The sequence below is a fragment of the Acinetobacter sp. CIP 102129 genome (assembly GCF_000368305.1).
In the GTDB taxonomy this organism is placed as follows: Bacteria; Pseudomonadota; Gammaproteobacteria; order Pseudomonadales; family Moraxellaceae; genus Acinetobacter; species Acinetobacter parvus.
This window is the reverse complement of sequence record NZ_KB849340.1, coordinates 265977-280905: the sequence shown is the minus strand read 5'-3', so window position 1 is coordinate 280905 and position 14929 is coordinate 265977. Positions and strand designations below refer to the sequence as shown.

The window sequence follows — 14929 nt, the reverse complement described above, 5'->3', positions numbered from 1 at the left end:
CTTAATCTACTGTGCTGGTCCAATTAAAACGAGTGTTCTAGGCCTTTCCACATAACCCTCTCGCCCATCTGGCACAATCTCCACCAAATCAATCTGAGTTGGACTAATTTTAATAATACGTCCCTGATTCATACCCAGATAACTACCTACCTGAACACGCTCAATCTGTCCATCAGGCGTTTGGATTAAGGCAATTGTATTATTGGATTTACCGCGCATACTGCCTTTCATATTCAGCGATTCCAAAGCATAACTCTCTAATGGCTGTGGCTGACGATTAAAATTAGGATAAACACGCTTACCTGCCATAATCTTAAGTTCAGCAGCCAGAGAACTTGGCATAAACGGGCTTTTTAACTGATGTGCTGCATAGTTAAATAATGGTACAGGTATAAATATAGGTGCAGGTTCAATCGGTAAAGGTGGCTGATTGCGAATTTCTGCCATCTGTTGATTGACTGCATCAATACGGGAATCACATCCGATCAATCCAACAGCGAATATCAATCCCAGGAAAATTTTATAATTATTCATTAATGTTGCCCCCCTTGTGCAGGTGGAGTACTTGTAGATGGATTGGCATCTGCTTGCTCATCCGCACCGACATAGCGATAAGTTTTTGCTTTTACCGTATAATTAATGACTGGAATATCAGATTTTTTCTCAGTATCTTGTTTTGCTTCAACCGTAAAATCATGCAGGGTCACAATACGTGGCAGGGCGGCAATACCTGTCGCAAATGCACCAAAAGCATGATAATCCCCCGTAGCTTCAATACTAATGGGCTGCTCAATGAAAAACTCTTGCTTAACTTCATTTTCCAGACGAATATTTTTAAACTTCAAGCCAGAGTTCACACCAGTTAAGTTAATGTCTTCAACCAGACTTGGAATTTCAGTCTCTTTAGGTAACTGTTCTAATTGCTGATTAAAGTTTGCTTCCATTTCTTGTAATTGTGTTTGATATTGTTGCAGATTACGTAATTTTGAGTCTTTTTCCTTAAATTCATTTAATAGACTTTGTTCTTTTGCCTGTGCATTTGCAATGGCTTCTAACTGTGACTTAATGACCACAAAATAACCAAGTGCCAGTACAGCCAAGAAGATAAAAATCCAGCAAGTAATCTTAACAGATAGGGGCCAACTGCCGTAATTATTCATATCCAACGTATTAAATTGTTGGAAGAACTGCTCTACAGTCATCTTCTTTTTCTTTATAGCCACCGTCTCTTGATTTAAATCATCTGACTTCTCTAAGTTCATTGCGCCACTCCTGATGCTGCTGGATCAGCTTCCGCAGTTGTCCCTATTTCCCCTAAATCCACGGTTACAACAAAGCTTCCATAGTTTTCTTCAACACGTGGCACAAGAGATGCTGCTGTTTTATCTTTTTTCTCTTCAGCTGCCAGAAATGAATTCATAAAGGCATTGCGATACCAAGGTGATGCCTCAAGATTACGCAACAGTTCAGCCACTGTATTTGGACTTTCCGCCTTTCCTTCAATGGTGAACTTATCCCCTGTACGGGTAAATTTAGTAAGATACATGGTTGGCGGTGTCACACGTACCAGTTCATCAACCAGACGCACGGTAATTGGACGTTGCCCCTGCAATCCCTGAATCAGCTTCATACGCTCGATAATTGCATTACGGCGCTCTTGCAGACCGTCTAGTGATTTTAACTGGGCATCCAGATTTTGGTTGGTACTGACAATCAATTGGTTGGCCTGTTCCTGATCATCCAGCTTCTGATCAAAATACACCCAACCAGAAAAGACTGATGCGACCCCTAATGCAGCAACCCCAACACAAAATGCAACAAATTTTTTCTTTCGTTGTTCTCTTAGCTCATCACGCCAAGGGAGTAGGTTAATCTTTGCCATTAATCAAAACTCCTCAATGCTAGACCACATGCCACCATTAATGAGGAAGCATCATTTTCAATTTTTTTAATGTCAATCTGGGGAGAAAAGCCCATTTGTAAAAACGGGTTGGCAATCGTGACGCGATAACCTAGTTTTTGTTGTAGTAATTTTGCCAGACCTGGGATATTCGCATTCCCGCCAGCAAGCAAAATATGATCAATTTCATTGAATTGAGAAGAAGAGAAAAAGAATTGAAGTGAACGAGCGGCCTGTTGAACTACTGCATCAAGGAATGGTTCCAGCACTTCAGTGTCATAGTCATCTGGCAATGTTCTTTCTTTTTTCGCACGGCCTGCCTCTTCGAAAGACAAACCGTAGCGACTCTGAACATCCTGAGTTAATTGTCGACCACCAAACACTTGTTCACGAGTATAAATAATCTTGCCTTTCTGCATAACAGACAAGGTCGTCATGGTATGACCAATATCCAAGATACCAACGGTATTTGCGCCCATTGGCAATGTATCGGCAAATACGCTAAAAGCACGTTCCATAGCATAGCTTTCGACATCGGCCACTTTAGCGACTAGACCAGCAAGCTCTAAAACTTCAACACGGGTATCCACATTTTCAGTTCGTGTTGCCACCAAAAGCACATTAACTCGGTTAGGGTTTGCCAGACGGTCGGGCAGAACCTCAAAATCAAGGCTGACTTCATCTAAAGGGAACGGAATATATTGCTCAGCGTCCATACGGATTTGAACTTCGCGCTCCTCATCCGACATATCAGCATCCATTTCAATGATTTTATGAATCACCATTGAGGTAGGCACCGCAATTGCCACATGAGTAGTGTGAGGGTTCGCAAGGTTAACGACTCTTTCAAGTGCGTCAGCCACTGCTTCTGGATTGAGAATGCTTTTTTCCACCACACTATTTTCAGGCAGTGGCATCACGGCATAACTTTCAACCCAATATCTACCGTTCTTTACAGAGAGCTCTAATAACTTAACAGTTGTCGAACTAATATCGACCCCTACTAACCCCTTACTTGGTTTACGATATAACCTGAGCACAGTTCTTTCCTATTTATTTTTTTATCCCCAAAAGTACAACTCACTAATCTGTTTTGGTCTTTAATTGATACGGATACAATATCTCATCTAACAATCCGTATGTCTAAAGGATATACTGACCACAATTAGTTTGCCATTCGCTCTTATTAAAACTTACTTATTATGAAAAAGCTATCCAGTTCTGGTATTGTTCGGCCATTTTTTTTGATCCTTATTATTATCTTAGTCTCACTTCCAATGGGATTTTATGGCATGTATCTCTATCTAGCACCCTCATTGCCAGATATGAGTTCATTAAAAAAGGCACCTTTATTAAAACCATTGCAAGTCTATACGGCGGATAACAAGCTCATTGCTGAGTATGGTGGCAAACTCTCCATTCCCGTAAAGTATGAGGAAATTCCTACCACCTTTATCCATGCTTTTCTGGCTGCTGAGGATTCCTCTTTTTTTGAACACAACGGTATTAGCTTCAAGGGCTTGGGCCGAGCCTTAACTGAATCCGTGACAGGTTCGGATGTGCAAACAGGCGGTTCAACCATTACCATGCAGGTGGCAAAAAATTATTATTTAAGTCCTGAAAGAACGCTGAGACGCAAACTGACTGAAGTTTTTCTTGCTCGCAAAATAGAGCAAAACCTGACCAAGCAGGAAATCTTAAGTTCCTATGTCAATAAAATCTTTTTAGGCAAAAATGCTTACGGCATCGCGGCGGCGGCAAGAATCTATTACAACAAAAATATTAATGAATTAACTACAGCACAAATGGCAATGATTGCGGGCTTGCCAAAAGCACCTTCCAAATACAATCCTGTGGTCAACCCAGAACGTGCGCTTGAGCGGAGAAACTGGATTCTTGGTCGCATGCTGCAATTGGGTTATATCAATCAAGCCCAATACCAGAAAGCTGTTGCCGAACCGATTAACCTCAACATGATTGACCGTTCCGTAAGCAACGTCTTTCCTTATGTGGGGGAAATGGTACGGGCCGAGCTGGTTGAGCATTTTGGTGAACAGGCAATTGATTCTGGCTATAAGGTCTATACCACCATTGACAGTAATCGCCAGCGTTATGCAGAGGAAGCTGTTCAGGAGGGTCTGGAAGCATATGACCGCCGTCATGGCTGGCGCGGTCCTGAAGCGCATGATAAACCACTCAACCAGTTTATGGCCTATGCCAATACTTATCCAGCAGAAGTAATTAAGGTCAATAATAATTCCTTTGATGCATTAATGCAGGATGGGTCCACAGTTACGGTGAATTGGTCAGGCATGTCCTGGGTAAGACCTTATCGTAATGCCAACAGTGTTGGTGGCGGTCCTTCAAATGCCTCACAAATTGTAAAAGTAAAAGATATCATTCGCCTGCGCCCAAATGAGAACAAGAGCGTCTGGTCTTTGGTTCAAGTGCCTAAAGTTCAGGGACAATTGATTGCCCTCAATCCAAATGACGGGGCAATTGAAGCGGTGGTTGGCGGTTATAACTTCTATCAATCCAAGTTTAACCGTGCTGTACAGGGCTGGAGACAGCCTGGTTCAACCATTAAACCTTTCGTTTATGCACTCGCAATAGAACGTGGCATGACCCCGTACACCATGGTGAACGATAGTCCAATCACCATTGGCAAGTGGTCCCCCAAAAACTCCGATGGACGTTATTTGGGGATGATTCCACTCCGTCGTGCACTCTATTTATCACGAAATACCGTATCAGTCCGACTGTTGCAAAATGTGGGTATTGAGCGTGCACGCCAACTGTTTATGGATTTTGGTCTGGAAGAGGAACAGATTCCCCGTAACTACACCATTGCGCTGGGAACCCCACAAGTACTGCCTGTACAAATGGCGACAGGTTATGCCACCTTTGCCAATGGTGGCTACCGAATCCAGCCCCATTTCATCAAGCGGATTGAAGATGCATCGGGCAAGGTGATTTACGAGACCAAGCCTGAGTATGCCTGTATTCCATGTATTAATGATCCCAATGCGCATAATGAGCCACAACCCGAAGAAGCTGAAAAACAGCAAGATGGGGACGTTAAGGAAATCACCAATCAAACTCTAGATGATGCAACTGCTGCTTCTGAAACCCAAATTACAGCTACAGACTCTGATAAAGCAAGCAAAACCAACAGTGACTATCGTCAGGCACAACGTATTTTAAAATCAAGCTCGGCCTATGACATGGCAAATATCTTACGTGACGTGATTCAGCATGGTACAGGTCGTGCCGCACTCAAAATTGGTCGTGATGATCTGGGTGGCAAGACAGGAACCACCAATGATGCCAAGGATGCCTGGTTCGCTGGGTTTAATGGAAAACTGGTTGCAATTGCCTGGGTTGGATTTGATCAGCCACGGACTCTGGGCCGCCGTGAATATGGTGGTGTCGCAGCCTTGCCTATCTGGACCAACTTTATGGCCAATTCACTCAAGGATACGCCATCTGCCTGGGTACGTCTGGATAAGGAGGCAAAAGAGCCTATTTCCCGCGATAAGCTACAGCAAGGCGACGACAAAAAGGAATATCGCGCCTCTCCACCGTTGGCACGTCCATTGTACCGTCCAGCACCACCAGTACCTGATCGCTCAGCACAAAATGACTTCTCAGACCTACCTGATTCAACCTCAGGTGAGGAGCAAATCATGCTGCCAACCCAAAAACAGCCACCAACAATGGGTTCCTCTCAACAGAATCCCCCACAAAGGGATCAGATTGAAAACCTCATCAATGAAATTCAGTAAAACAAACAGGCCATCAAATTGATGGCCTGTTTGTTTTCTGGAAAACATAAATTTGAAATGCGGCTGTCACTGCAAAATACTGTTGTTGCTCAATCGCCTTTCGCCGTTCTGGATTGGCTTTATATGCATAAGGGGTCATGGCAATCAGGTTCTTTAATGCCTGCTGATCCAATGACAAGGGTGCTTCAACAAGCTGTTCATGTTTCACTTCAAATTCAGCATTCAGTTGCTCAACAAATTTCTGCGGCTCATGCAGTTTGACCTGTTCAAATAATGCCTCACGCAATGCATAAAGATGTCTTGGTGCAGGTGTGGCAATGATTAGATAACCCTCATCTTTCAATACCCTTGTAATTTCCTGCTGAGGAATGGGACTAAATAGGCTGGTACAGACATCAATTGAATGATCCTGTACAGGCAATATTGCCCCTGTACCCACCACCCAGACTACCCGTGAATTGAGTTTTGCTGCCCTTTGCACTGCGGTTTTGGCAATATCAACACCAACACAGTGTTTTGTCCAAGGCTGCATGGCATGGGTATAGTAGCCCTCGCCACAGCCAATATCCAGAACCGCTTTTGGCTTGAGTTGTTGCAGCAACTCCACCATCACCTGCTGTAAGGGCTGATAAAAACCAGCCTGTAAAAATTCTCGGCGTGCCAGTACCGACTCTGGCGTATCCCCCGGTGTTTTACTGTGTTTATGCTGGACCACATGCAGATTGACATAGCCTTGTTTGGCCACATCATAATGATGCCCTTTTTCACATTGCCAAGAATTTGCGGCCAAATTCAATGCTTCGCGACAAACAGGACACATCAATACACTCATCTATTTTCTCCAAACATAAAAAAAGCTGGTATTCACCAGCTTCTCTCTTGAATCATGGCTTAACGTAATTTTAAGGTCATTAATCCCAACACAACCAGGAAAATGGTAATAATCCAGAAACGGATCACCACCTGGGTTTCTTTCCAGCCCTGTTTTTCATAATGGTGATGCAAAGGCGCCATGAGAAATACACGCTTGTTCCGCATCCGCAATGAACCAATTTGCAGGAACACCGAAACCGCTTCCATCACAAATACACCGCCCATAATCGCAAATACGATTTCCTGGCGAACCATCACCGCAATCGTTCCCAGCATTGCACCGAGTGCCAATGCCCCCACATCACCCATAAATACCTGTGCAGGATGTGCATTGTACCAAAGGAATGCCAGACCAGCACCCACCATGGCAGAACAGATCACCACCAGTTCCGATGTATATTTTACATAAGGAATATGCAGATAGTTGGCAAAACGGATGTCACCTGACAGATAGGCAAACACACCCAGACCTGCCGCAACCATGACAATTGGCATAATCGCCAGACCATCCAGACCATCGGTGAGATTCACCGCATTGGATGCTCCGTTAATCACCAAATAGGTAAAGCCAATAAATGCCAACCCTAATGGAACAGCCGAAAGTGGGATGGAAAGGTTTTTAAAGAAAGGGATCAACAAGTCCAGCATATTCGCAGTATAAACAGGATTATCCTGTTGTTTGGCAATCATATATAGGGCAATACCTGCACCAAGCGAAGCAACTGAAGTCCAAAAGAACTTTTTACGTGCAGGTAAGCCCGCATTGTCTTTATAACGAACTTTAATCCAGTCATCTGCCCAGCCAACCGCACCAAATACCACCATCACACCAAGAACAATCCAGACATAAGGATTGGATAAATCTGCCCAAAGCAGTGTACTAATGCCAATTGAGAGCAGGATCAAAATTCCCCCCATAGTTGGCGTACCCATTTTCTTGGCATGGTTTTCAGGTGCGAAGGAACTTACTGCCTGACCATATTTTAATGCCTGCAATTTACGAATCATCACTGGGCCTAATACCAGCCCAATTGTTAAGGCTGTCAGTAAGCTCAATAAAGAGCGCAATGTTAAATAACGAACAACTTGAAAGGAACTGTTATAGTCCGCCAATTGCTCAAATAACCATAACAACATTTAAATTTTCTCCATCAAATCCGCCATCAACGTTTCCATATGGGTATAGCGCGACCCCTTGAACAGGAAACTGATCGGCTGGTGTTGATGTGTTTGAACTAAATTAACTAAAAATGCTAAAGCCTCTGCCTGTGTTGCACATGCACATAACTTTTCTGAATGCGCCGAACCCTGCTGGGCTGCCGTGGCAAACTCACCCACAACAACCAAATGGTCGAGTGGCAACGCTGACAGATCACGACCCAGATCATGATGCTCCTGCCAACTGCTGTCACCCAATTCGCCAATATCTCCCATCACCATGACTTTTAAGCCCTGCTGCTGCAACAACACCTGTGCTGCGGCACGCATTGAAGTTGGATTGGCATTATAGGTGTCATCAATAAATAAACAATGTTGCTGCTGAATGAAATTCAGACGGCCTTTCGCTCCCTGCGCCTGCTCCAAACCCTGAACAATATCATCCAGTTCGATACCAATCGCCAAGGCAAAAGCCGTTGCCGCCGCTGCATTCTGCACATTATGCGCCCCTGCAAATGGCAGGCTCACTGCTCGGCTACCTTGCGGGGTATGCAGGTTAAATTGCGCAGACTGTGGATTAAGTTGAATTTCGCTTGCATACACATCACCGCCCTCGCCAAAACTCAGGATGGGGTGATTATCTGCATTTTGGCGAATGGTGGCCGTGAAATCATCATGTGCAGGGACAACTGCGCTACCATTTGGCAAGATATGTGTGTAGATTTCTGACTTGGCACGGCAAATTCCATCACGTCCACCAAACTCACCCAAATGTGCTGTTCCAATATTCAGAATCCCAGCCACATGCGGTTGTACCAAATTTGAGGTGTAATCAATCTCACCCTGATGACTGGCTCCCAACTCCATCACTGCATACTGATGTTCTGGACGCAGTTCCAGCAACATCATCGGCACACCTAAATCATTATTCAGGTTACCCCGCGTGATCAGGGTGGGCGCCAAACGAGATAGGATACTGCCCAGCATTTCCTTGGTGGTGGTTTTACCACTACTGCCTGTGAGGGCAATCACCTTGAGCTGTGGATTCTGCTGACGGCGATAGGCGCCAAGCTGCCCCAAGGCCACACGGGTATCTTTTACAACCAATTGCGCAATATCAACATCTATAGGACGTTCTACAATCGCAATTTGACAGCCTTGAGTCGCAACCTGAGCCACAAAATCATGAGCATCAAAACGCTCACCTTTCAGCGCAAGAAATACATCACCCTCTTCCGCATGACGTGAGTCAGTCAAAATTCGCTTAATTTCCCCTTGAGGAATCTTATGCTGATGCCATTCACCCTGAGTTGCCTGTTGAAGTTGCTCTGCGGTCCAGGGAGTGAGTGGAACGGTACTGGTGGTTGAGGTATGCATGGTTTTTATTTACCTTTTGACCCTATTGTGCAGGATAAGCCGAATCTACAGAATGTGACTGTGCAGCAAGCGCTGACTGTACTTCCACCACATCATCAAACCAGTGACGAACCCCATCAATTTCCTGATAGTTTTCATGCCCCTTGCCTGCAATCACCACAATATCTCCTGCCTGTGCATGTGCCACCGCAAATTTAATCGCTTCACGACGGTCATGGATTTCATGCACAATATGATCAGCAAAATCAATTCCCTGCTTCATATCTGTAAAAATCTGTTCAGGATTTTCAGTACGTGGATTATCAGACGTTAAAATCACAGGATTGGCATGATCCAGTGCGGCCTGAGTCATGAGGGGTCGCTTGCCTCGATCACGATCACCACCACAGCCAAATACTGCCCAAAGCTGTCCAGTGACATGCCGTTTTAAAGTGGTTAAAACCTGAATCAAGGCATCAGGGGTATGCGCATAATCTACCACAAATAAACGCTCGGCATCCTGTATCACCTGCATCCGCCCTGGTGCACCCTTGAGCTGTGGTACAAACTGCACCAGATCAGCCAGGGCAAAACCTGCATATTCTGCTGCAATCAGGCTCGCCAATAGGTTTTCAACATTAAAATGCCCAAGGAGTGGACTTTGAACTGTATAACGACCCGCTGGGCTAATAAGCGTAAAACTTGCCCCACTCAAACGGTATTGCAAATCGGCGATATGATAATCGGCATTTGTCTGGGTCAGGGAATAAGTCAAAATTTTTGGCTGGGATGGATTGGCTTTGGCTGCATCCAGCATGAGACTGGAATGGGTATCATCCAGATTAATGATGACGGCTTTTAAGCTTGTAAACCTGAACAGTAAGGCCTTTGCCGCAGCATAGGCTTCAAGTGTGCCATGATAATCCAGATGGTCACGGCTTAAATTACTATAAACCGCAATTTCAATCTCACAACCATTCAAACGGCCTTGCTCCAGACCATGTGAACTGGCCTCAAGTGCAACAAAACTGGCACCCTGTTTGGCATAGTCATGCAATGCGTTCTGCAACTGTAAGGCGTCCAAAGTGGTATGTGTTGATGGCGTAAGGTTTGGCAGAATGCCATTGCCTGTTGTTCCCATCACTGCACAGCCTTGGCGCTGCGAGCTAATCAGTTCAGCAATCAGGCGTGATATGGTGGTTTTACCATTGGTTCCTGTGACTGCAATGCCACGCAGCGCTGTTACAGGATCGACTACCTGTAAATATTGCTTCTGCCATTCACCCATTAAATAACGGACTTCGGGACAAACCCATTCATTTGCAAGACCTAGATCTGTTTCACTTATCACCGCCAATGCACCCGCATTCAAGGCATTCTCAGCAAATAGACGTGTTTTTTCAGGTTGGCTATAACTGTTTAAGGCAATAAAGATTTGCCCCGCTTCAAGCTTACGGCTATCCAGACAGAAGCCTTTAAACGGTTGTGTATACCAAGCCGCATCTATGCTGATTTGATGTATCTGTTGAAAACTAATCGACATAATTTACCTACGGATTGGGTTTTGTGGGGTATCGAGTGGCTTATCCAGTGGAACATTGAGCAGACGTAAAGACTCCTGCATTATTCGTGCAAACACAGGCGCGGCAACCAGACCTCCGTAGTAACGGCCTTGCGGATTTTCCACCACCACAATCATGGCCAAACGTGGATCACTAATCGGTGCAACCCCTGCAAATAAAGCACGATACTCATTATTGGAGTAGCCTTTACGGTCAGCACGCAACTTGTGTGCCGTACCTGTTTTACCCCCCACACGGTAGCCAGGAATATTGGCCTGGGTCGCTGTTCCGCCTGGCATGGTAACCTGTTCCAGCATCATCAACACTTGATCGGCAATTTTAGGATCAAGCACCTGTTTACCCTTAGGTGGCTGATCCAGTTTATGCAGACTTAATGGTACTTCCACCCCATGATTTGCCAACACGGCATAACCTTGCGCCAACTGCAAAATTGTTGCATTTAAACCATAGCCATAAGCCATAGTCCCCAATTGTGATAGATTCAACTTATCACCTGAGTACAGCAGACCTGCACTTTCCCCTGGAAATTTAACATCTGAACGATGCCCAAAACCGACCCGACGGAAGAACGAGGGTATGGCATCTTTAGGCAACGACAAGGCGAGTTTGGCTGACCCCACATTCGAAGATTTGACGATAATGCCTGTCAGGGTCAATGCACCATAGTTATGGGTATCGCGAATTGTATGTGAACCCAAACGCATCGAACCTGGTGAGGTGTTGACAATGCTGTTCGGCGTGTATTTGCCACTTTCTAATGCCGCCGCAACGGTAAACGGCTTCATGGTTGAACCTGGCTCAAACATATCAATGGCGCCACGGTTACGCATCGCGTCCTTATTGGAAAGCCCATTTTTATCATTCGGGTTATAGGATGGCCAACTGGTCATTGCCAAGATTTCACCCGTTTTCACATCCACCGCTATCGCGGTTGCTGAACGTGCATTGTTCGCCACCCCAGCGGCGGTCAGTTCACGGTACATAATGTACTGCAAACGTGAATCAATACTCAGGGTGATATTTTCGCCCGATTCAACTTCCTTAATGACTTCTGAAACTTTTAAACGGTTGCCTTTTTTATCCCGAATAATTTTTTGTTCGCCATCCAGCCCTGCCAGTTGCTTGTTCAACTGCATTTCCAGTCCCTCAATCCCTGTTCCCTCACTATTGGTCAGGCCAATAATCTGGGCATTAGGCTGGGGTTGCGGATAGTAGCGTTTATAACTTTTTTCCGCGTAGACACCCTGAAAGTTACGCTTAACAATTAAGTCAGCCTGTTGCGGTGGAATTTCTTTTTGCAGTACTAGATAACGTGACCGTGGACGATCATTCATCTGCTTTTTCAGGCTTTGACGATCGATACCCACTGCGTCTGCCAACTCATCCAGATTCAGGTTTTTATCAGGCAATTGACGTTTTAATTTACGACTGGTGGGATCTTTTTTAAGTTCAGCCATCGTTTCATCATAAAGCTGTTTGGCTTCCCAATAATCCCTTGGGTCGATGACAATCTTCATAATCGGGGTGCTGATCGCCAGTGGCACACCATGACGGTCGCTGATCACTCCACGCATTGCTTCTAAACGTTCAGTCCGCAGAATATTGGCATTGGCCTTGTTCTGCAAGAAATCCTTATTGACCACCTGTACATAAAAAGCGCGCGCCACAATCACCACAAAGCACAGCAGCACGGTTCCCCAAAGCAAGTAAAATCGCCACATATCCAGCGCAAGGGTGGGTCTTTCCGAAATGGACTGCTGTTTTTTTCGTATTGGTTTGCTTCGCTTATCTGCCATACAGCATGCCTTATTTGTCTTGCTTTGAAGTCATAGGTAAAGAAATCACAACCGTTTGTGCCGCAGGCGGTGAAAACATGCGCAGTTGCGTGACCGCACGGGAACCAATCTGTGCCGTGGCACCAAAGGTTTGTTGCTCAATCAGCAAACGGCCCCACTCTGCGTTTAAGTCATCCTTTTCTCGCATGTAGGCACTTAAGTCACGATAATCATGGCGATACTCAAATACCTGAAACACCACCATCATTGCACTGACAAACACCAGTGCAACAAGTACAGCGTAAACAACGACCTTTTTTAGTCCCTTGCTGCCGCTTGATAAAATATCATCATTATTGTTGTTATTCATTGTTTGCCTTTCTGCTCTAAACGCTCCGCCACGCGCAGCCATGCGCTCCGCGAACGGGGATTTGCCTTGATTTCCGCTTCACTGGCGCGAACACGTGAAACTTTTTTTAAACGTCGGGTATCCACCTGTGCCTGTGGCATGCCCCAGCCTGAATCTTCAGCCAGACTCGATTCTTTTTGAATAAACTGCTTGATTAAACGGTCTTCCAGAGAGTGGAAGCTGATCACCGCCAACTGCCCTGTTGCCTTGAGCAATTCTACCGCCTGCGGCAGGAATTTCTCAATATCATCCAGTTCCTTGTTAATGGCAATACGAATGGCCTGAAAGCTACGGGTTGCGGGATGCTTATGCTTTTCCCATTTTGGATGTGCGGTTTTGACAATTTCAGCAAGCTGCGCGGTGGTGGTGATTTCACCCGCCTGCTTAATCGCCCTGGCGATACGGCGACTGTAACGCTCCTCACCATATTGATAGATAATATTGGCCAGTTTTTCTTCTTCGATTTCAAGCAGCCATTGTGCTGCTGTTGGACCTTGCGAATTATCCATCCGCATATCCAGTGGCCCATCCTGCATAAAGCTAAAGCCACGCTCTGCCTGATCCAGCTGCGGCGATGACACGCCCAAATCCGCCATAATGCCATCGACTTCAGTAATGCCGATTCTGGCAAGCTCCGCCTGAATATCGGCAAAACTGGCATGGATGATCCTGAAACGGGAATCTTCCTGTTCCAGTTGTGCCGCAACCTCAAGCGCTTGGGGATCTTTGTCAAATGCGTAAACACGCGCATTCTGATCCAGCTTTGAAAGTAACAGTCGGGTATGTCCGCCACGACCAAAGGTGGCATCGACATAAATGCCTGTGTCGCGACCTGCCAATACGCCATCAACGGTTTCATGAAGTAAGACAGAAATATGCGACATAAGAAATAGATCAATAGCTAAAAATGTAACTGCACATTATTACCTTGTTTTATGCCAGTACCAAACGACTTTTTGTAGAGAATTCTTAAATTTCTATAGATAAAACCGTTTTCTTCATCTTTTTTGCAAAAAAAGCAAATACATGCTGTGTATTTGCTTTTCACGTTTATTGACGCTGCTTTTGTTCTGAGTGTTTATTGCTTCTCTGAATAAATCTGGTCGAAGATCGCACCATTTACAAAATGGGTTTTCTGCGCCTTTGCCCATCCACCGAACACATCATTAATGCTAAACAGCTTAATTTTTGGGAATTGTGCTGCATATTTTGTCGCAACCTGAGGATTACGGGGACGGAAATAATGTTTCGCCGCCAGCTCCTGTCCCAAAGGTGAGTACAGGAAATTTAAATAGCCACGCGCCAACTGGCGGTTTCCATTTTTATCCACGGTCTTATCCACGATGGCAACCGAGGGTTCTGCCAAAATTGAAATGGAGGGATAAACAATTTCATATTTATCCTTGCCGAGCCCCTGAGTCGCCAATAAAGCCTCATTTTCCCAGGACAACAGCACATCACCAATGCCACGCTCAGCAAAGGTGGTTAATGAACCACGCGCACCAGAGTCCAGCACCTTGACATTTTGATACAGCTTTTTCACCAGATCACGCGCTTTTGCATCATTCCCACCTGGCTGCTTCAATGCATAGCCCCAGGCAGATAAATAAATCCAGCGTGGCGCACCCCCTGTTTTTGGATTGGGGGTAATAATTTCCACACCCTCTTTGGTCAGGTCATTCCAGTCCTTGATGTTTTTAGGATTACCTTTACGTACCAAAAAAACCACGGTTGAGGTATACGGTGCGGAATTATCCTTGAACTGTTTTTGCCAGTCCTTTCGAATCAGGCCTGCATTGGCAATTTCATCAATATCATTGGCCAGCGCCAAGGTCACCACATCCGCCTGCAAACCATCAACTACAGACCTTGCCTGTTTGCCAGAGCCGCCATGAGATTGCTTAAAGTCAACTTCCTGACCTGTACGTTGTTTCCAGTATTGCCCGAATGCCTGGTTGTATTCCTGATAGAACTCGCGTGTTGGATCATAGGAAACATTCAGGAAAGTTGTTGCCGCATGTGCCACTCCACCCAGGCCCAATGCCAATACAGCAGTCGCAATTAATTTTTTCATTGACCAATTACTCGTT

General features: G+C 45.3%; 13 protein-coding genes. 1 reads left to right on the top strand and 12 read right to left on the bottom strand.

Annotated features, from left to right (window positions below; genetic code table 11):
* Positions 1 to 6: 6 nt before the first annotated feature.
* From F973_RS05470 to F973_RS05455, 4 genes are read right to left on the bottom strand one after another with little or no spacing between them, the layout of a single operon-like run.
* Positions 7 to 534, bottom strand: a complete 528-nt coding sequence (locus F973_RS05470; protein ID WP_004760522.1) for a pilus assembly protein PilP — start codon at positions 532 to 534, stop codon at positions 7 to 9.
* Positions 534 to 1262 (bottom strand): type IV pilus inner membrane component PilO, encoded by a 729-nt coding sequence (locus F973_RS05465; protein WP_004760521.1) that lies wholly within the window; start codon positions 1260 to 1262, stop codon positions 534 to 536. The genes F973_RS05470 and F973_RS05465 overlap by 1 nt, the downstream gene beginning before the upstream one ends.
* Positions 1259 to 1882, bottom strand: coding sequence for a PilN domain-containing protein (locus F973_RS05460; protein ID WP_004683413.1), 624 nt, complete (start codon positions 1880 to 1882; stop codon positions 1259 to 1261). Before F973_RS05460 ends, F973_RS05465 begins: the two co-directional genes overlap by 4 nt.
* Entirely contained in the window at positions 1882 to 2940 is a 1059-nt protein-coding gene (locus F973_RS05455) for a pilus assembly protein PilM (RefSeq protein ID WP_004678784.1), read from the bottom strand. Before F973_RS05455 ends, F973_RS05460 begins: the two co-directional genes overlap by 1 nt.
* 162 nt (positions 2941 to 3102) lie before the next feature.
* On the opposite strand from F973_RS05455, the gene ponA reads away from it, so the two are divergent.
* Positions 3103 to 5685, top strand: coding sequence for a penicillin-binding protein PBP1a (gene ponA, locus F973_RS05450; protein ID WP_081399902.1), 2583 nt, complete (start codon positions 3103 to 3105; stop codon positions 5683 to 5685).
* 13 nt (positions 5686 to 5698) lie between these two features.
* Here the strand turns inward: ponA and F973_RS05445 are convergent, their stop codons facing one another.
* From F973_RS05445 to F973_RS05410, 8 genes are all read right to left on the bottom strand, one after another.
* Positions 5699 to 6517: a putative RNA methyltransferase gene (locus F973_RS05445; protein ID WP_004760519.1), complete on the bottom strand. Its 819-nt coding sequence runs from the start codon at positions 6515 to 6517 to the stop codon at positions 5699 to 5701.
* Between the two features lie 59 nt (positions 6518 to 6576).
* Complete coding sequence (gene mraY, locus F973_RS05440) at positions 6577 to 7695, bottom strand: phospho-N-acetylmuramoyl-pentapeptide-transferase (RefSeq protein ID WP_004678787.1); 1119 nt, start codon at positions 7693 to 7695, stop codon at positions 6577 to 6579.
* Positions 7696 to 9093, bottom strand: coding sequence for a UDP-N-acetylmuramoyl-tripeptide--D-alanyl-D-alanine ligase (locus tag F973_RS05435; RefSeq protein WP_004760518.1), 1398 nt, complete (start codon positions 9091 to 9093; stop codon positions 7696 to 7698). It abuts the gene before it with no gap.
* A gap of 22 nt (positions 9094 to 9115) precedes the next feature.
* Positions 9116 to 10615: a UDP-N-acetylmuramoyl-L-alanyl-D-glutamate--2,6-diaminopimelate ligase gene (locus F973_RS05430; protein ID WP_004760517.1), complete on the bottom strand. Its 1500-nt coding sequence runs from the start codon at positions 10613 to 10615 to the stop codon at positions 9116 to 9118.
* Positions 10616 to 10618: 3 nt separating this feature from the next.
* Positions 10619 to 12451 carry a penicillin-binding protein PBP3 gene (gene ftsI / locus F973_RS05425; RefSeq protein WP_004678791.1) on the bottom strand — a complete coding sequence of 611 codons (1833 nt, stop codon included), beginning with the start codon at positions 12449 to 12451 and terminating at the stop codon, positions 10619 to 10621.
* A gap of 10 nt (positions 12452 to 12461) precedes the next feature.
* Entirely contained in the window at positions 12462 to 12800 is a 339-nt protein-coding gene (gene ftsL, locus F973_RS05420) for a cell division protein FtsL (RefSeq protein WP_004678792.1), read from the bottom strand.
* Complete coding sequence (gene rsmH, locus F973_RS05415) at positions 12797 to 13723, bottom strand: 16S rRNA (cytosine(1402)-N(4))-methyltransferase RsmH (protein WP_004678793.1); 927 nt, start codon at positions 13721 to 13723, stop codon at positions 12797 to 12799. Before rsmH ends, ftsL begins: the two co-directional genes overlap by 4 nt.
* A gap of 194 nt (positions 13724 to 13917) precedes the next feature.
* Complete coding sequence (locus F973_RS05410) at positions 13918 to 14913, bottom strand: sulfate ABC transporter substrate-binding protein (protein ID WP_004760516.1); 996 nt, start codon at positions 14911 to 14913, stop codon at positions 13918 to 13920.
* Positions 14914 to 14929: the final 16 nt, after the last annotated feature.